The following is a 19060-nucleotide window of genomic DNA, read 5'->3' as shown; positions in this document are numbered from 1 at the left end:
GCCGGAATTTGCATCCGGCTCTCAGTTTAGGAAGGAATTAAGTGAATTTACAACGCTTGGTGGGAAAATTCTTATCCTTTGTACAGTTTCGGGTTGAATACATCACGTAGCCAGTCGCCCAACAGGTTGATAACCAAAACCAATGTTACTAGCACGATGCCAGGGAAAGCAGTAATCCACCATGCACCAGAGAAGATGTAGTTAAAGCCGATGCTGATTAGCGCACCCAGTGACGGCTGATCGACTGGCAGACCCAAACCTAGGAATGACAGTGCCGCTTCCGACATGATCGCGTTCGCTACCTGTACCGTCGAGATAACCAAGATTGGCGATAGACAGTTCGGCAGAATGTGACGGAACATGATGCGTGGCGCTTTAAAGCCCATCACACGCGCCGCTTCGACGTATTCTTTCTTCTTCTCTGCCAATACCGAGGCACGAATAGTCCGTGCGTATTGCGGCCATTCAGCCACACCGATGATCACCACCAGCATCACCACTGCGTATTGGCTGTAAAAATCGCTGCCAAAGCTGGCTTTGAAAATGGCCGATACGATGATCGCCACCATCATGGTTGAGAACGATAGTTGAACATCCGCAAAGCGCATCAAGAAGCTATCGATACGACCACCGAAGTAACCCGCCGACAAACCAATGATGATACCCAGAATCAACTGAAGACCGACGGCTAAAAAGCCGATCGTCAAAGACAAACGAGAACCGTAAAGAATGGTCGATAAAATATCGCGACCTTGCTCGTCAGTACCCAACACAAAGCGCTCATCGCCATCTTCCATCCACGAAGGTGGCAACTCAGAATCCATGATGTCGATAGACGTCAGATCGTACGGGTCTGTTGGCGCAAGAATCGGTGCAGCCAATGCCAATACTAAGAACATCATAAAGACGGTAAAACTCGCCATCGCCACTTTGTCGCGTTTGAAGTAATACAGAAAATCTGACTCTTTGAAGCGCTGCCACGTTGATGGAGCAGGAGCTGGTGTTAAATTTGATTGGCTCATGATTAAGCTCCTTTTCCAGTTAGGTTCACAGTTGGGTTGATGATGCCGTACAGCAAGTCAACGATGGTATTGGTTACCACGAAGATCAGACCAACAAAGATAACGTAGGCAGTGATCAGCGGTGTATCTACACGGTTGATTGCCTCTAGGAAAAGGAAGCCAGTGCCCGGCCATTGGAACACGGTTTCAGTAAGAATGGTGTAGGCCACCATGGTACCAATCTGCACGCCACCTACCGTCAATACTGGTAGCATGGTGTTCTTAAGTGCATGTTGGTAATAAATCTTTTGTAAGTTCAAACCTTTTGCTTTGGCGAACTTAATGTATTCCGAACTCAGAACTTCCAGCATTTCTGAACGTACCAAACGGATGAACAACGGCAGCATGATAGACGCTAGCGCAATACAAGGTAGGATGAGGTGCTTGATACCATCAATGGTAAAGAAGCCAGATTCCCAACCGAGTACGTTAGCAGTTTCACCCCGCCCGTAGGAAGGCAGCCAACCGAGTTCTATGGAGAAGACATACATCAGCATGATTGCGGTTAAGAACACCGGAATCGAGATACCGACACTGCTCATCGCCATGACAAATTTGGTAAAAACACTCTTAGGATGAATCGCAGAGTACACCCCAAGCGGAATAGAGAAAACAATGATGATAAGCGTCGCGCCAAACACGAGCTCTAATGTAGCTACCAGCTTGTCGAGAATCACCTCAACCGCAGGTCGCTTGAAAAAATATGAGGTACCCAAATCACCTTGCAGTGCATTACCCACAAAGCGCGTGTACTTTGTGATAAAGGGATCGTTCAGGCCCAAGTCGTCGCGTAGCGCTTGACGCTCCGATTCCGAAACCGACTGACCTACAAGCTCACGCAGCGGATCACCCAGGTTGTCCTGAATGGCAAACGCCACCAAACTGATCACAAACATCACTATCAGTGCCTGAAACAGGCGCTTGACCAGAAACGAAAACATTCCTTGCCCCTTAACTATCCATAGATCTCTAAATTAGAGAGAAAATTCAGTCTAAATAACCAACTCAATCCGACTGAAACAAAACTGAGTCGAGTGCTTTAAGTTGAGGAGGGAAATCCATCCCTCCTCAAAGTCGACTAACCGTGATTATTCAACCACTAGGTCACCGAAGTAAGGCATTACCATTGGGTTAACGATGTCTGCCGCTTTCACGTTAGACTTCGCGCCCCATGCTTCACTTTGCCAGTGTAGCGGTACGAATGCTGCGTCGTTGTATAGTGTCGCTTCTACGCCCTTCAGCATTTCTGCACGTTTCGCAGGATCCGTCTCTACGTTCGCAGCTTCAACCACTTTGTCCATTTCTGGGTTTGAGTAGTAACCACAGTTGTACTGACCACGACCGGTTTCTTCGTTACGAGTCATAGTTAGGAACTCGTTGAAGTTCGCTGAGTCTTCTGTATCTGAGTGCCAACCGATCATCAGCATGTCTGCCGCACACTTGTCGAACTCAGGCCAGTACTGCGCTTTTGGCATGGTCTTCAGATCAACCTTGATACCGATCTTAGACAACATTGCCGCTGCCGCTTGTGCTACTTTCGCATCATTCACGTAACGGTTGTTTGGTGCGATCATCGTTAGCGTCAGGCCGTTTTCGTAACCCGCTTCTTTCATCAGTTCTTTCGCTTTCTTCAAATCGTAGCGAGGAACCAGTTTGTCATCGTGACCTACGTAACCAGCCGGGCTTTGCTGACCAGCGGCCGTTGCGAAGCCTTTCATGATTTTCTTCACGATACCTTCGTTATTGATTGCGTGAACAATCGCTTGGCGAACGCGAACGTCTTTCAATGCTTCGTTGCTGTTTTGGTTTAGTTGGAACGTGATGATACGAGTACCAGGTAGCGTAACTAGGTCGATGCCGTCAGCATCTTCAACGCGTTTGTGGTCGTTTGGCGCTACAGGGTGAATCATGTCAACACCGCCAGAAAGCAGCGCTGCTACACGAGTCGCGTCTTCTTTGATTGGAACAAGTGTTAGCTTATCAACGTTACCTTTCGACTCTTTGTCCCAGTAATCTTTAAAGCGTTCAAATTCCACTTTTACGCCCTGCTCACGTGATGTCACGATGAACGGACCCGTGCCAGAAACGTTAGTCGATGCGAATGAGTTACCGTGCTTCACTAGTTCAGACTTGTCTTTGCCGTCTGCGGTTTTACCCGTGTAGAACTTGCTGTCCATAGGGAAAATGTACGTTGCGGTTTGCAACACTAGTGGGTAAGGACCTTTAGTTACAAGATCGAACGTGTTGCCGTCAACTTTGACGATTTTTTCGTACGGGTCGAAGATGTTTTTAAAGTCAGGAGAGCTTTGTAAACGCTGGAACGTCCACACGACGTCGTCAGCCGTTAGAGTATTGCCAGAATGGAATTTCACACCTTCACGCAGTTTGAAACGAACAGTCGTATCGTTAATACGTTCCCAGCTTTCTGCTAGGCGAGGCTCGAAATCCATTTTTTGAGTAAAGCGAACCAACGGATCAAATACCATGTGTGACATTTGCAGTGTGCCACCTGATAGCTGCTCATGTGGGTCAAGCGATACTGGGTCAGCTGCATAGCCAACTTTGATATCTGCTGCCATTGCGTTAAAGCTTAGGCCCGCAGCCATTAGCGCCACTGCTAATTTGCTTTTCATGGTTTTCATTTGCATAACTCCTTCATGCGGGGATACGGATCCCTTGTTGTTGTGTTTGCGTCTTTGTTATGACTAAAGGTTAGCCAAGCGAATTGCTTGGTTTATGCCGTTTCGATCTCTTCTCGCAAGCCAGTAAACTCCGGCATCAGAGAAATCAATTTTTTGCTGTATTCGTGTTGAGGTGCCGTGAATAACTGTTCTGTTGGTGCCACTTCTAAAAGTGTACCCATTTGCATCACACCTACTCGGTCACACATCTGACGAATAACAGGTAAATCGTGGCTGATAAACAACATAGTCAAGTTCAGCTCACTTTGCAGATCTTTCAGCAAGTTTAGAATTTGTGCCTGTACCGATACGTCCAGTGCTGAGGTCGGTTCATCACAAATCAAAAGTCGAGGACGAGTCGCCAACGCACGCGCAATAGAAATACGCTGACGCTGACCACCGGAGAATTCATGAGGATACTTAAGCCCAGCCATTCGACCCAAACCAACATGATCGAGAAGGTCATTCACTATTTGGCGAGTTTCCGACTCGTTTTTCGTCAGTTTATGAAAACGGATTGGCTCAGCAATAATATCGAATACCTTCATACGAGGGTTCATTGAGGTATACGGGTTTTGGAACACCATCTGCATTTGACGACGCATTGGGCGGCGCTCTTTCTCAGAGGTTAAAGCGGTCAGGTCAATGCCCTCGAATTTCACCTGACCAGAGTTAGGTTGGTATAAACCAGCAATCACACGTGCAATGGTCGATTTACCTGAACCAGACTCGCCCACCAAACCAAAGGTTTCTCCTTCGTGCACTTCAAAACTCACATTATTAGATGCTTGCACGTATTCTCGGCGGCTCTCGAACAAAGAGTCTTTGGTCACAAAGCGAAGATTGACGTTCTTCACGTCCAAAAGCGGGCCAGTGTACTCACGCTCATCTTGGCTTTGTCCTAACCAGTGGTTCTTGATATCGAGTGGCTCCATTTCCGCTGCTTCTTCGATATAGCTTACTAACGGGAAACGATCTAGCTTTCTGTCTGAACGTGGTACCGCTGAAATTAGACTGCGAGTGTAAGAGTGATCAGGATCGCCCAATACTTTGGCTGTTGGTCCAAACTCCACCAAGTCACCACGATACATTACCGCCACGCGATCGGTGACGTTGGAGACGACACCCATATCGTGAGTAACCAACATACAGCCGACATTGTTCTTGATACACAGCTCGCGGATCAAGTTGAGGATTTGGTCTTGGATAGAAACGTCTAACGCCGTAGTTGGTTCGTCCGCAATGATGAGATCAGGCTCACCAGCCAAAGCAATGGCAATGACAACACGCTGACGCATACCACCAGAGAATTGGTGCGGGTACTGTTTTAAGCGGTTTTCTGGTTGCGGAATACCAACCTGCTGCATAAGAGAAAGCGCGCGCTGATACGCCTCTTCATCAGAGACCTTCATGTTGGCGTGGATCGTCTCTTTCAGCTGTTGCTCAACAGTAAAAAGTGGATTGAGCGAGGTCATCGGATCTTGGAAAATAAAACCTATTTTCGAGCCGCGAACCTTACGCATCGCTTCTGGTGATAGGCCAGAAATTTTTTCTCCATCCAAGAAAACATCGCCGCTAGCAACGCGACCTGGAGGGCTAAGCAAATCAATAACGGCGTTACCAACGGTGGATTTACCCGCACCTGATTCGCCAACAACACCCACGATTTCACCACGTTCAATATGAAAAGAAAGTGACTTCACGGCAGCGTGAACGCCGTGTCGGGATGGGTATTCAATACGAAGGTTTTTCACTTCTAATAGTGACATTTCAGACCTCTACTGCCTTGTCTGTGGTATCGAATCATGCCAAAGGCACCATTCATCACCTGAATGAATCCGTTCAAATTCAGAATAATACTCTGAAATCTTAATGCGGAAATAATTTGGCAAAAATCACACAAAAAAGCAACAATTAAAGTATATTCCGCCGAAAAAACATTAAATAAACGCACAATTAGCGAATAAAAATGCATTAACAAGTATTTAACCATTTTCATATCACACTATTTTTGTGCGTCATGCACCAATAAAACTAGAAAAATGCTCTAAAAGTAAACATGAGCTAAACAAGATCATTAACCATATTATTCATGTGCATTTATTAACATTTAACAAACAATATCATATGCAAAAAGTGTTTTTTCAACATAAAAAACTATTAATAAAATAGTCGGCAAATACAAAAAGCCAAACTTAGGAAGAGAAAGGATAGGTCAAAACGTGAACAAAACAGCAAAACCACACAAATCCTGCTCCAACGCAGATTATGCGCCACTTAAGCGGTTTATTGACTAAGCAAAGGAAAGTACCGCTATCCTCATTCGTACGTCATAAGAAAACTCGCCGGTTTTAACCCTTTACGACATAATTGAGAGTGGGATAATAGATGAACAGTGTCTAAGCCAAGCCGTAAATAAAAGGAGCCCCTGTGCTTAAAGCGATTTTTTTTGATATGGACGAGACTTTATGTGCAACGTCACAAGCCGATAAAGTTGCAGGACAAGCGTTTACAACTTGGATTCATAAAACCTACCCACAAGTTACCGATCCAAAAGCGTTTTTGCAGCGCTACTTACAGGGTGTATACAAAAAGCTGAATGCTGAGTTCCCTCACCTTGTGGCTCTGCTACCCGATGAAAATGCCTTCCGTTGTGGCCTGATCCAAAACATCTTGGCGGAGCACGGCGTCAACATTACTGCAAAAGAGGCTCAACAAGCTCAAGACTACTTTGACTCTGCACGTATGGGTGCGTTCACTTTCTTCCCTGGTGTAAAAGAAATGCTCAGCGACCTTCGTCAACATTACAAACTCGTCGTGATCACTAACGGCCCGATTTTTTCTCAACACCCTAAATTAAACGCGACACAAATGAGCAACTGGGTGGACCATGTTATTGTGGGAGGAGAAGAGCCAGAAGAGAAACCTGCTACAAGTATTTTCCAAAAAGCGCTCAACTTGGTCGAAGTAAAACCAGAAGAGGCTATACACGTGGGCGACTCTTTACCTGCTGACATTGCTGGCGCTAACAATATGGGCATTTTGAGTGTGTGGGTGAATGCGACAGGCGCAAGTAACTCAACGGATATAACGCCAAGTTTTGAAATCCAAAAAACGGTAGAAGTGAAAGAAATCCTTAAAACACTCGCCCAATAAAAGCAGCGGATTAGAAAAATACAAAACCCCAGACACTGCTCTGGGGTTTATTTTGTCAGCTCGAAAAGCATTTAGATCATAGGTGGTCAAAAGCCCCTAGAGCTGTACACTTTTGGGGAAAATTGAAATGGAATGCCGATTCTTTTCAGGAGAGATGTAAAAAAGCCCCAGTCTTTCGACTGAGGCTTTAAATAGTGGTCGGTGAAGAGGGATTCGAACCCCCGACCCTCTGGTCCCAAACCAGATGCGCTACCAAGCTGCGCTATTCACCGAACTGTATTTGCTGATTTTCTCAAATCAGACAGGACACTCCAACTAAGAAGTCACCTTAATTAATGGGGTGGCTAACGAGATTCGAACTCGCGACCACCGGAATCACAATCCAGGGCTCTACCAACTGAGCTATAGCCACCATCAATTTTTGCTGTTTACCGCTCTATTCGAGCCATAAACTAAATAGTGGTCGGTGAAGAGGGATTCGAACCCCCGACCCTCTGGTCCCAAACCAGATGCGCTACCAAGCTGCGCTATTCACCGACGATGTTTTATCTTGATTGAATCAAGATTGGGAGCAATGCTACCTCATTCAATCTAAAAAAGAAAGAATGGGGTGGCTAACGAGACTTGAACTCGCGACAACCGGAATCACAATCCGGGGCTCTACCAACTGAGCTATAGCCACCACTGATTTTTACCGATGTATCCTCCGAGGCAATGGTACGCCCGAAAGGATTCGAACCTTCGACCTTTGGCTCCGGAGGCCAACGCTCTATCCAACTGAGCTACGGGCGCATGCCCTATCGGCGGAGTGGAATAATACGGATATCACTCTATGCCGTCTAGTACTTTTTTTACTTTTTTTATCGTTTGGTCTCTTTTTCGACAGTTATCTTCCGTTAAAGTGGATTTTTGATGTGATTCACGCCCTGTCATGGATAACTTGTTGTTTATTGCAACAAGTTATCGGGATATAATCACCCATTATTTACATTGATTTAACAGCTGCAACCAAGTTGTCTAATCATTCTATGCCATTCAGTGGAATTTAATGATTTCTCTGCTCGGCATTAATACTCTAACTATATAAATAGGTAAGTCACTTACCTCGGGAATGTGAAGTGGGTTTAATGGATATGTCTCGACAAATGATTAGCGTTTTGTTCGCTGCCTTAACGTTTTCTACGGCAGCTTTAGCTTCTGACATCAGCCAAACTGAATACGATGCGATCGCAGAACGCATCCAACCTGTCGGTGATGTTTATCTAGCAGGTTCTGAGCCAGTGAAAGAAGAACCAACCGGTCCACGTGATGGCGCCACAGTTTATGGTACTTTTTGTATTGCTTGTCACGCATCTGGTGTAAACGGCGCACCTAAAACAGGTAATGCCGATGATTGGGCACCACGTATTGCACAAGGCAAAGATACGTTAGTGAAGCACGCATTAGAAGGCTTCAATGCGATGCCAGCCAAAGGGACCTGTATGGACTGTTCTGACGATGAAATCATCGCAGCAATTGACCACATGATTGAAGGTCTATAAGTAAAGACATCAACGAAAAAGGCTTGCCAGTTGGCAAGCCTTTTTGTTTTTAGTCAGTGAGAACAAGGTTACTTTACTTCTTAAACATTGCTCGAATATTGGCAATGTGTGCTTGACCTTTCGCCATACGCTCTTCTGCTGATACTGGCTTTTTGTTTACTTCCCATTCAACGTCATCAAATGGCAACTCATCCAAAAAGCGGCTTTGAGTCGGTTTGATCAACTCGCCGAACTGCCGACGCTCTTTGCACATAGTGAAAGTCAGTTCACGTTGCGCTCGAGTAATACCAACGTACATCAGGCGACGCTCTTCTTCCACGTTATCTTCATCAATACTGGTTTGGTGCGGTAAAATACCTTCTTCGGACCCAATTAAGTATACATATGGGAACTCAAGGCCTTTTGATGCGTGCAAGGTCATCAGTTGTACTGCATCACTGTCTTCATCTTCTTCACCGCGCTCCATCATGTCACGCAAGGTCAAACGTTGAACGACTTCTTTTAACGTTTTCTCTTCTTGATCGTAGTTGTCACCCTCTAGGTCCGCCACTATCCATGAATAAAGGTCAGAAACGTTCTTCATTCGCATTTCAGCGGCTTTCGGACTTGCTGAAGTTTCGTATAGCCAATCTTCATAATGGATATCACGAACTAGCGAACGAACCGCTTCGACGGTATCACCACGCTCAGCTTGATCAGCAATCGCCACTAGCCATTGGGTGAAACGACGCAAGTTTTCTAGACCACGTCCCGTTAGGTGCTGTTCGAGCCCCATTTCAAAGCTCGATTCAAACAGGCTCTTCCCTCGCATATTGGCATAACTGCCTAACTTCTCTAACGTTACTGGGCCAATTTCACGTCGTGGAGTATTCACAATGCGCAAAAATGCATTGTCGTCATCCGGATTAACCAAAACGCGCAAATACGCCATGATGTCTTTAATCTCTGCGCGCGCAAAAAACGAGGTGCCGCCAGAAATTTTATACGGTACACGGTTTTGCATCAGAGACTTTTCAATCAAACGTGATTGGTGGTTACCACGATATAGAATCGCATAATCTTTATATTCGGTACGGTTTAGGAACTTATGCGCAATTAGTTCACCCGTTACGCGCTCTGCTTCGTGCTCTTCATTTTTAGCCAACAACACTTTGAGTTTTTCACCGTCAGGAATTTCAGAGAACAGGGACTTCTCATAGACGTGAGGGTTGTTAGCTATCAAAATGTTGGCCGCACGCAGGATTCGACTCGTTGAACGGTAGTTTTGCTCTAGCTTAATCAAACGCAAATTCGGATAATCTTCACCCAGCAACACGAGGTTCTGAGGTTTCGCACCACGCCATGAATAAATAGACTGATCGTCATCCCCTACAACCGTCAATCGTCCACGTTCTCCGACAATTAATTTGACCAGCTCATACTGACTCGTGTTGGTATCTTGATACTCGTCAACCAGTAGGTAACGGATACGATTCTGCCAACGCTGACGAACGTCTTCATGATTACGTAAGAGTAAAACGGGCATCAAAATTAGGTCATCAAAATCAAGCGCGTTATAGGCTTTCATTTGCTTTTGGTACATATCAAAACAGAACGCAAACAATTGTTGCTGTTCACCTTGCGCACGCGCTTTGGCTTGCTCTGGCGTCAACATGTCGTTTTTCCAGTTGGAAATACAACTCAGAAGCTGACGTAGCAGATCTTTATCACCATCAAGCTGCTTTTCGGTAAGTTCTTTGAGCAGAGCTAGCTGGTCTTGGTCATCAAACAGTGAGAAGCCCGCTTTCAACCCTAAATGCTTGTACTCACGCTTGATGATGTTCAATCCTAAAGTGTGGAATGTTGATACCATCAAACCTTTAGACTCACCTTTCCCTAACGTTTGACCTACACGCTCCTTCATTTCACGTGCCGCTTTGTTGGTAAACGTCACCGCCGCAATGTTACGCGCTTTGTAACCACATTGCTGAACCAGATAAGCGATTTTATTGGTAATAACACGAGTTTTGCCCGAGCCAGCACCAGCTAGCACTAGGCATGGACCAGACACGTATTTCACGGCTTCATCTTGACTAGGGTTCAGCTTCATAGAAATTCTCTGCGGGTGATGAATGTGGCGCCTATGATAAAGGGGTGGCCTCGTGAAAGCTATGCTGATTTCTTGTAATTTTTACACCAATTAAGTGCAATATTCTGTTGCATAAATGGCGGGTATTTAAGCTATAATGAATGAACGTTCATTCACTAAAGGGTGACATTATGAAGGATAACCCTGCTGTAGATAAACGAGAACAAATCTTAGTCGCTGCTGAACAACTCATTGCTGAATCTGGCTTTCAAGGGCTTTCCATGCAAAAGCTCGCCAATGAGGCAGGTGTCGCAGCAGGGACGATTTACCGTTATTTCTCAGATAAAGAACATCTTTTAGAGGAACTACGCCTTAACGTTGCTAAGCGTGTTGCTACTGCGGTGCAACTAGGTGTTAGTGAAGAGATGCCTTTAAAACAGCGTTATCGAACCATGTGGCTCAATATTTGGAATTTAGCGAGCTCGAACTTAAGTGCGATCAGCAACCGAGTCCAATATGAGTCTTTACCCTGTTCAAATAGTAGCAAAGCTCGGGAACTTGAGAGACAAATGTTTGCCCAAGTAGATCTTCTTTTTAATCAGGGTAAAGACGAGGGAGTATTCAAGCTTCTCGATAACGAAGTACTTTCTGGATTAAGTTTTGAGGCAAGTGTTGCACTTGCTCGGAAACACGCTTTGGGATTTTATCAACTGGATAAGACGGCATTAGAGGCCGCTATTGAAGCCAGTTGGGATGCAATTATTAAACACTAACTTGGAGTTCTTAATAGAATGAAAAAGTGGACTTTCTTTATGTTACTTATCGCCGTTCTCTTGTTCGGCAGCGTGATAGGTTTCAATTTATTTAAGCAACAAAAGATCGCTGAATACATGGCAAACCGTCCTGAACCTGAGTTCCCAGTAACCGTGACAGAAGTGCAAGCGGTGGACTGGGTACCAGTCATCGAAGCAATTGGTTTTATCGAGCCAAACCAAGGCGTGACGGTAGCAAATGAGACCAGCGGTGTTATCGATAAAATCGCGTTTGATTCCGGTACTCAAGTTAAATCGGGTCAGCCATTAGTGTTGCTTGATTCTGAAGTCGAAAAAGCAAATTTGAAGAGCTCGCAAGCTAAGTTGCCAGCGGCAGAAGCGAAATACAAACGCTACCAAGGCCTATTCAAAAAAGGCTCTATTTCTAAAGAAGCGTATGACGAAGCAGAAGCAAACTACTTCTCCTTAAAAGCGGATATTGAAAGCCTGAAAGCGACCATCGACCGACGCGAAATCAAAGCGCCATTTGATGGTGTGGTAGGTATTCGTAACGTGTACCTCGGTCAGTACCTACAGGCGGGCACCGACATTGTTCGCCTGGAAGACACCAGCGTAATGCGCTTGCGCTTCACCGTGCCACAAACCGATATTTCACGTATCAATATCGATCAAGAAGTGGATATCTTTGTTGACGCTTATCCAGACCAACCTTTCAAAGGGTCTATTTCTGCGATTGAACCAGCTGTAAACGTACAAAGTGGTTTGATTCAAGTTCAAGCGGATATCCCTAACAGTGACGGCAAACTACGTAGTGGTATGTTCGCGCGTGCAAACATCATTCTGCCTAAATTAGAAAATCAGGTCACTCTACCTCAAACCGCGATCACATTTACGCTGTATGGCGACAATGTTTACATCGTAACAGAAGAAGATGGCGAAAAACGCGTTAAGCAGCATGTGGTAAAAGTTGGCGAACGCTCTAAAGATATCGCACACATTCTAGAAGGCGTGAAGCCAGGTGATGTAGTGGTGACGTCGGGTCAAGTCCGTTTGAGTAACCATGCGAAAGTAAGCATTGTCGAAAGCGATGCAACTACCCCACCTGCTGAAACACCAATGCTTTAAGTTGGAGGCATCATGCGCTTTACAGATGTTTTTATAAAACGTCCAGTTTTAGCGGTATCGATCAGCTTTTTGATTGCATTGCTTGGTTTGCAAGCGGTGTTCAAAATGCAGGTTCGTGAATACCCTGAAATGACGAATACGGTGGTCACCGTGACCACCAGTTACTACGGTGCAAGTGCCAACTTGATCCAAGGCTTTATTACTCAGCCATTGGAGCAAGCGGTAGCGCAAGCCGATAATATTGATTACATGACTTCGCAATCGGTACTGGGTAAATCGACCATTACTGTAAACATGAAGTTGAATACTGACCCAAATGCGGCGTTGTCTGACATTCTGGCGAAAACCAACTCGGTACGTTCACAGCTACCAAAAGAAGCCGAAGATCCAACCGTAACCATGTCGACAGGTTCGACTACCGCAGTGCTTTACATCGGCTTTACGAGTGACGAGTTATCTTCAAGCCAGATCACTGACTACCTTGAGCGTGTAATCAACCCGCAGTTGTTCACCGTAAACGGTGTGTCCAAAGTTGACCTGTATGGTGGTATGAAGTACGCACTGCGCGTATGGCTAGATCCTGCCAAAATGGGCGCTTTGAAGTTGACCGCAACCGATGTGATGAGCGTTCTTAACGCCAACAACTACCAATCTGCAACCGGTCAAGCGACGGGTGAGTTCGTGCTTTATAACGGTAGCGCAGATACTCAGGTATCAAACGTTGCTGAACTTGAGGCATTGGTCGTGAAAACTGGTGAAGGGGATGTCATCCGCCTAGGTGATATCGCTAAAGTAACGCTAGAGAAGAGTCACGACGTTTATCGCGCAAGTGCAAACGGTCAAGAAGCTGTGGTTGCAGCGATCAACGCAGCTCCAAGTGCTAACCCAATCAACATTGCAGCAGACGTACTTGAACTGTTGCCTCAGCTTGAGCGCAACCTACCAAGTAACATCAAAATGAACGTAATGTACGACTCAACTATCGCCATCAACGAATCGATTCACGAAGTAGTGAAAACGATTCTTGAAGCAGCGGTCATCGTACTTGTGGTTATCACACTGTTCCTGGGCTCATTCCGCGCGGTAATCATTCCTATCGTGACCATTCCACTTTCATTGATTGGTGTGGCAATGGTGATGCAGGCAATGGGTTTCTCTTGGAACTTGATGACGCTACTGGCGATGGTGCTTGCCATCGGTCTGGTGGTGGATGACGCGATCGTTGTACTAGAAAACGTTGACCGTCACATCAAAGAAGGGGAATCGCCATTCCGAGCTGCAATTATTGGTACGCGTGAAATTGCGGTTCCAGTTATCGCGATGACATTGACGCTAGGTGCAGTGTACGCGCCGATCGCGTTGATGGGTGGTATCACCGGCTCATTGTTCAAAGAGTTCGCTTTGACACTGGCAGGTTCAGTATTCGTATCCGGCATCATCGCTTTGACACTATCACCAATGATGTGTTCGAAGATGCTGAAGGCGAACGAGAAGCCAAGCAAGTTTGAGCAAAAAGTTCACCATATCCTTGATGGCATGACCACTCGTTACGAAGGCATGTTGAAAGCGGTAATGGCTCATCGTCCGGTTGTTATTGCGTTTGCAATCATTGTATTTGCAAGCTTACCGGTCTTGTTCAAGTTTATTCCTAGCGAACTAGCACCATCTGAAGATAAAGGTGTGGTCATGCTGATGGGTACCGCCCCATCAAACGCGAACTTGGACTATATCCAAAATACCATGGATGACGTAAACCAAATACTCTCAGATCAACCGGAGGTGGAATACGCACAGGTCTTTAATGGTGTACCAAACTCAAACCAAGCGTTTGGCCTAGCAACATTGAAGCCTTGGAGTGAACGAGAGGCAAGCCAATCTGAAATCACGAAACGTGTGGGTGGCCTAGTATCAAGTGTGCCTGGTATGTCTGTCACTGCATTCCAAATGCCAGAGCTTCCAGGTGCAGGCTCAGGTCTACCTGTTCAGTTTGTAATTACAACACCAAATAGCTTCGAGAGCTTGTTTACTATCGCTAGCGATATTCTAACCGATGTTGCAAGTAGCCCAATGTTTGTCTATTCCGACCTGGATTTGAACTACGATTCAGCAACGATGAAGATCAAGATCGATAAAGACAAAGCGGGTGCCTACGGTGTGACTATGCAAGACATTGGCATCACTCTCAGCACCATGATGGCAGATGGTTATGTAAACCGAATCGACCTGAATGGCCGCTCGTATGAGGTGATTCCTCAAGTTGAGCGTAAATGGCGTCTAAACCCAGAATCGATGAAGAACTACTATGTACGCTCTGTGGATGGTAAAGCGGTTCCATTAGGCAGTCTGATTACTATCGATGTGGTGGCTGAGCCTCGCTCTTTGCCACACTTCAACCAGCTAAACTCAGCGACTGTGGGTGCAGTACCATCGCCTAGTGTTGCTATGGGTGACGCAATCGACTGGTTTGAGAATATTGCACAAACCAAGCTGCCTGCAGGCTATAACCACGATTACATGGGCGAATCTCGTCAGTTTGTAACGGAAGGTAGTGCCTTGTATGCAACCTTCGGTCTTGCACTTGCGATCATCTTCCTAGTTCTGGCGATTCAATTTGAATCACTCCGCGACCCTATTGTCATCATGGTATCTGTACCTCTGGCAATCTGTGGTGCCTTGATCGCATTGGCCTGGGGTACAGCCTCGATGAACATCTACTCGCAGGTTGGTTTGATCACGCTGGTCGGCCTAATAACCAAGCACGGTATCTTGATCTGTGAAGTCGCCAAAGAAGAGCAGTTACATAATAAACTGTCTCGTATTGATGCGGTGATGGAAGCTGCGAAAGTGCGTCTTCGCCCTATCCTAATGACCACTGCAGCGATGATCGCAGGTCTGATCCCGCTGATGTACGCAACAGGTGCAGGTGCCGCGCAACGTTTCAGTATCGGTATCGTCATCGTTGCAGGCCTTGCAATCGGTACACTGTTCACACTATTCGTACTACCTGTGATTTACAGCTACCTAGCTGAAAAACACAAACCTCTGCCAGTATTTGTTGAAGACAAAGACTTGGAGAAGTTAGCGCGAGTTGACGAAGCGAAAGCAGCTCATCGTGAATTAGCGGATAACAGATAAGCTATTAAGGCATTCAAAAAGGTCACTTCGGTGGCCTTTTTTATTGCCGCTCTCTTTTTTGCCATCTAAGTGGCGACTTTCACGTATCATTTACTTAAAATGAGGACAAATCAAAAGGAGTTTTAGCCACTATGTTTGACCCAAAGAAATTAGAGCAAATTGCTAAACAGATTCACGACTCAATGCCTCAACCTGTAAAAGAATTGGGCTCTGATGTCGATCAGAAAGTTCGTCAAGTAATCCAAGGCCAGCTAAACAAGCTAGATGTTGTAAGTCGCGAAGAGTTTGATGTTCAAACTCAAGTTTTACTACGTACACGTCAAAAGCTAACAGAAATGGAACAGAAGTTGGCGCAACTTGAAGAAAAGCTTGCTGAAAAATAAGTATCAAAGCGCTCCTCACAAAGGAGCGTTTTTCTTATCGGCGCGCAGATAAATCGGCTAAAAACAAAAAGGCTTGGTCAACGGCGACCAAGCCTTTTGATTAGATGTTGTGTTTTATTTTGTATTTATCACTCCAGTCTGCCTGGAGTTTATCTACTGCGTTACTTGAGACTAAGTAAATTACGCTGTATGAAGGTTTCATTTCTAGGAGAAGGCGCGGACTTTACGATAGTAAACGAGCACCTTCGACACCTAAATGGAGCCTTAAGGCCAGTCATTTAGCCGCCCACCGCGATACGCTTCATATCAGTCATGTAACCACGTAGCTCTTCACCGATGTACTCTACAGGGTGGTTACGGATTGTTTCATTCACAGCGATAAGAGTCGCGTTATCCACTTGGTTAGACGTTTCACCTAAACCTTTACCAATTACGTCAGTATTTACGGCTGGCATAAACTTCTCACGTAGAAGCGGCGTTGCTACGTTAGCGAACAGGTAGTTACCGTATTCCGCAGTGTCTGAGATAACCACGTTCATCTCGTATAAACGCTTACGTGCGATAGTGTTTGCGATAAGTGGCAGCTCGTGTAGAGACTCGTAGTAAGCAGACTCATCGATGATGCCAGATGCCGTCATCGCTTCGAATGCTAGCTCAACGCCCGCACGAACCATAGCAACCATCAAGATACCGTTATCGAAGTACTCTTGTTCAGAGATTTCTACGTCAGTTTCTGGGTAGTTTTCGAAAGCAGTTTCACCCGTTTCTGCACGCCAGCCTAGTAAATTTGCATCGTCGTTTGCCCAGTCAGCCATCATAGTGCTAGAGAAGTGACCGGTGATGATGTCATCCATGTGCTTGTTGTATAGCGGACGCATCAGTTCTTTTAGCTCTTCAGAAAGCTCAAATGCTTTCACTTTTGCAGGGTTAGTTAGGCGATCCATCATGTGAGTGATACCACCAAACTTCAGTGCTTCAGTGATGGTTTCCCAACCGTATTGAAGAAGCTTACCAGCGTAGCCAGGATCAATACCATCAGCAATCATCTTCTCGTAACACACGATAGAGCCAGCCTGTAGCATGCCACAAAGGATAGTTTGCTCACCCATTAGGTCAGATTTCACCTCAGCAACGAAAGAAGACTCTAGACAGCCAGCACGGTGACCACCGGTTGCTGCTGCCCAAGCTTTCGCGATATCCCAACCTTCACCTTTTGGGTCGTTCTCTGGGTGAACAGCGATAAGAGTCGGTACACCGAAACCGCGCTTGTATTCTTCACGAACTTCCGTACCTGGACATTTAGGTGCAACCATTACTACCGTTAGGTCTTTACGGATTTGCATGCCTTCTTCAACAACGTTGAAACCGTGAGAGTAACCTAGTGCTGCGCCTTCTTTCATCAACGGCATTACCGTCTCAACAACGTTTGTGTGCTGCTTATCTGGAGTAAGGTTTACTACTAGATCAGCTTGTGGAATTAGCGTTTCGTAGCTACCTACCTCAAAACCGTTGTCTTTTGCGTTTTTGAATGACTGGCGTTGCTCATCAATCGCGGCTTGGCGAAGCGCATAAGCAACGTCTAGACCAGAGTCGCGCATGTTCAGACCTTGGTTAAGACCTTGAGCACCACAACCTACAATGACTACTTTCTTACCTTTCAGATAATCCGCTTCTGAAGCGAACTCACTGCGGTCCATAAAACGACAACGACCTAATTGGTCCAACTGCTCGCGCAAGTTTAGGGTATTGAAATAATTAGCCATCTGGGTGCTCCTTTGAGATTCTTCCATTGAGGTCAGTAATTGCCTTACCGAATAACTTCATACTAAAACAGACATGAGATTGCTTAAAGTGATATATTCACAATTAGTTATTGCAATTTATGCAACATGGAAATGAAAATTTAATGAATATCAAAAGCCTGCAACTTTTCATTCATCTCTGTGAGAGTAAAAGTTTCGCCAAGACCGCAGCGGCAATGCATATTAGCCCTTCAGCCTTAAGCCGACAGATACAAAAATTAGAGGAGGAAACCAGCCAACAATTGTTTTTACGCGACAACCGTAGCGTTGATTTAACTATCCAAGGTAAAAAGCTAGTCCCAGTAGCCTTAAAGATTCTTGGCGAATGGCAGCAGTATCAGAGTCACCTGAAGGGAACCGAGGATGAATTGAAAGGAGAAATCCGTCTCTTTTGTTCTGTTACTGCAAGCTACAGCCATCTTCCGGAGCTAATCTCTGACTTTCGTATTCAGAACCCTTTCATTGAGTTCAAACTATCAACCGGCGATCCAGCTCAAGCGATCGACAAAATACTAGCAGATGAAGCCGATATTGCCATATCAGCCAAGTCAGAACAGATGCCAAATAAAATCGCATTTGAAACGATCAGTGAAATCCCACTTTCTGTCATCGTACCTGTTGGGGTTAGTGCGTTTGCTGAAGAGCTACAAAAAGAAAAACCAGACTGGTCGGTCATTCCATTCATACTCCCAGAAGCAGGAACGGCAAGGGACAGGGCCAATACTTGGCTCAAACAAATGAAAATAAAGCCAAAGATCTACGCACAAACCTCCGGACATGAAGCCATCGTAAGTATGGTTGCATTGGGGTGTGGAGTAGGTATCGCACCTGATGTTGTAATCAACAACAGTCCGGTAAGAGAAAAGATAAATCGTTTAAAAGTCTTACCAATTAAACCTTTTAAACTTGGTGTTTGCTGCAACAAAACTCAGCTGGAGAATCCGCTTGTTAAAGCCTTTTGGAAGGTTGCAGAGAGCAAGTATATCGCACCTTAGATGAACACTTTTTAGGTATAAAGTGAGCTAATTTTAAAACTCTATAGATGCAAAAAAGCCCGCTCTTTCGAGCGGGCTTCTTAAATTTAAAGCCTGGCGATGTCCTACTCTCACATGGGGAAGCCCCACACTACCATCGGCGCTATTTCGTTTCACTTCTGAGTTCGGCATGGAAGTCAGGTGGGTCCAAAACGCTATGGTCGCCAAGCAAATTCTTTAATCTGGAAAGCCGTTTTTTTAATTCTCGTTCTTACACATTCAATGTTCTTTCATTGAGTCCATCAAAACCCCTTGGGTGTTGTATGGTTAAGCCTCACGGGCAATTAGTACAGGTTAGCTC

Annotated in this window: 13 protein-coding genes, 5 tRNA genes and 1 rRNA gene; 7 read left to right on the top strand and 12 right to left on the bottom strand. The window is 45.5% G+C overall.

The features are described from left to right. Positions 1-71: 71 nt before the first annotated feature. The 4 genes from R7R78_RS10110 to R7R78_RS10095 form a co-directional block, all read right to left on the bottom strand. A complete protein-coding gene (locus R7R78_RS10110) occupies positions 72-1022 on the bottom strand; it encodes an ABC transporter permease (RefSeq protein ID WP_225473486.1) in 951 nt (316 codons plus the stop codon). A gap of 2 nt (positions 1023-1024) precedes the next feature. After that, positions 1025-2002 (bottom strand): ABC transporter permease, encoded by a 978-nt coding sequence (locus R7R78_RS10105; protein ID WP_005379110.1) that lies wholly within the window; start codon positions 2000-2002, stop codon positions 1025-1027. Positions 2003-2149: 147 nt separating this feature from the next. Next, complete coding sequence (locus tag R7R78_RS10100) at positions 2150-3703, bottom strand: ABC transporter substrate-binding protein (RefSeq protein WP_225473484.1); 1554 nt, start codon at positions 3701-3703, stop codon at positions 2150-2152. Positions 3704-3795: 92 nt separating this feature from the next. Next, complete coding sequence (locus R7R78_RS10095) at positions 3796-5511, bottom strand: dipeptide ABC transporter ATP-binding protein (RefSeq protein WP_005379108.1); 1716 nt, start codon at positions 5509-5511, stop codon at positions 3796-3798. A gap of 661 nt (positions 5512-6172) precedes the next feature. Between R7R78_RS10095 and R7R78_RS10090 the strand changes: the two genes are divergently transcribed. After that, entirely contained in the window at positions 6173-6898 is a 726-nt protein-coding gene (locus R7R78_RS10090) for an HAD family hydrolase (RefSeq protein ID WP_225473483.1), read from the top strand. Positions 6899-7093: 195 nt separating this feature from the next. Here R7R78_RS10090 and R7R78_RS10085 read toward each other — a convergent pair. The 5 genes from R7R78_RS10085 to R7R78_RS10065 form a co-directional block, all read right to left on the bottom strand. Continuing rightward, positions 7094-7170, bottom strand: a tRNA-Pro gene (locus R7R78_RS10085). Between the two features lie 64 nt (positions 7171-7234). After that, positions 7235-7310: transfer RNA gene (locus R7R78_RS10080), tRNA-His, on the bottom strand. A 48-nt stretch (positions 7311-7358) separates the two neighbouring features. Further along, positions 7359-7435 (bottom strand) — tRNA-Pro (locus tag R7R78_RS10075). 69 nt (positions 7436-7504) lie between these two features. Then, a tRNA-His gene (locus R7R78_RS10070) sits at positions 7505-7580 on the bottom strand. 33 nt (positions 7581-7613) lie between these two features. After that, positions 7614-7690, bottom strand: a tRNA-Arg gene (locus R7R78_RS10065). Positions 7691-8025: 335 nt separating this feature from the next. Here R7R78_RS10065 and R7R78_RS10060 point away from each other — a divergent pair. Beyond that, positions 8026-8439 (top strand): c-type cytochrome, encoded by a 414-nt coding sequence (locus R7R78_RS10060; RefSeq protein ID WP_005384252.1) that lies wholly within the window; start codon positions 8026-8028, stop codon positions 8437-8439. 73 nt (positions 8440-8512) lie between these two features. Here the strand turns inward: R7R78_RS10060 and rep are convergent, their stop codons facing one another. Next, positions 8513-10528 carry a DNA helicase Rep gene (gene rep / locus R7R78_RS10055; RefSeq protein WP_005379104.1) on the bottom strand — a complete coding sequence of 672 codons (2016 nt, stop codon included), beginning with the start codon at positions 10526-10528 and terminating at the stop codon, positions 8513-8515. Between the two features lie 170 nt (positions 10529-10698). Between rep and R7R78_RS10050 the strand changes: the two genes are divergently transcribed. The 4 genes from R7R78_RS10050 to ubiK all read left to right on the top strand — a co-directional run bounded on the left by R7R78_RS10050 (position 10699) and on the right by ubiK (position 15923). Further along, positions 10699-11280: a TetR/AcrR family transcriptional regulator gene (locus R7R78_RS10050; protein ID WP_005384254.1), complete on the top strand. Its 582-nt coding sequence runs from the start codon at positions 10699-10701 to the stop codon at positions 11278-11280. Between the two features lie 18 nt (positions 11281-11298). Next, a complete protein-coding gene (gene vmeC / locus R7R78_RS10045) occupies positions 11299-12405 on the top strand; it encodes a multidrug efflux RND transporter periplasmic adaptor subunit VmeC (protein WP_005379101.1) in 1107 nt (368 codons plus the stop codon). A 12-nt stretch (positions 12406-12417) separates the two neighbouring features. Then, positions 12418-15540: a multidrug efflux RND transporter permease subunit VmeD gene (vmeD, locus tag R7R78_RS10040; RefSeq protein ID WP_005379100.1), complete on the top strand. Its 3123-nt coding sequence runs from the start codon at positions 12418-12420 to the stop codon at positions 15538-15540. Between the two features lie 131 nt (positions 15541-15671). Then, on the top strand, positions 15672-15923 hold the full coding sequence (ubiK, locus tag R7R78_RS10035; protein ID WP_005379099.1) for a ubiquinone biosynthesis accessory factor UbiK: 252 nt from the start codon (positions 15672-15674) through the stop codon (positions 15921-15923). A gap of 278 nt (positions 15924-16201) precedes the next feature. Here the strand turns inward: ubiK and ilvC are convergent, their stop codons facing one another. Beyond that, positions 16202-17686 (bottom strand): ketol-acid reductoisomerase, encoded by a 1485-nt coding sequence (ilvC, locus tag R7R78_RS10030; RefSeq protein WP_005379098.1) that lies wholly within the window; start codon positions 17684-17686, stop codon positions 16202-16204. A 143-nt stretch (positions 17687-17829) separates the two neighbouring features. Between ilvC and ilvY the strand changes: the two genes are divergently transcribed. After that, entirely contained in the window at positions 17830-18720 is an 891-nt protein-coding gene (gene ilvY, locus R7R78_RS10025; RefSeq protein ID WP_005379097.1) for an HTH-type transcriptional activator IlvY, read from the top strand. A 91-nt stretch (positions 18721-18811) separates the two neighbouring features. On the opposite strand, the gene rrf is transcribed toward ilvY, so the two are convergent. Next, positions 18812-18928 (bottom strand): 5S ribosomal RNA (gene rrf / locus R7R78_RS10020). Positions 18929-19060 lie beyond the last annotated feature (132 nt).

The sequence above is a fragment of the Vibrio sp. 2134-1 genome (assembly GCF_033339495.1).
The sequence above is the reverse complement of the archived record's forward strand: the minus strand, read 5'-3'. Positions and strand labels throughout refer to the sequence as shown.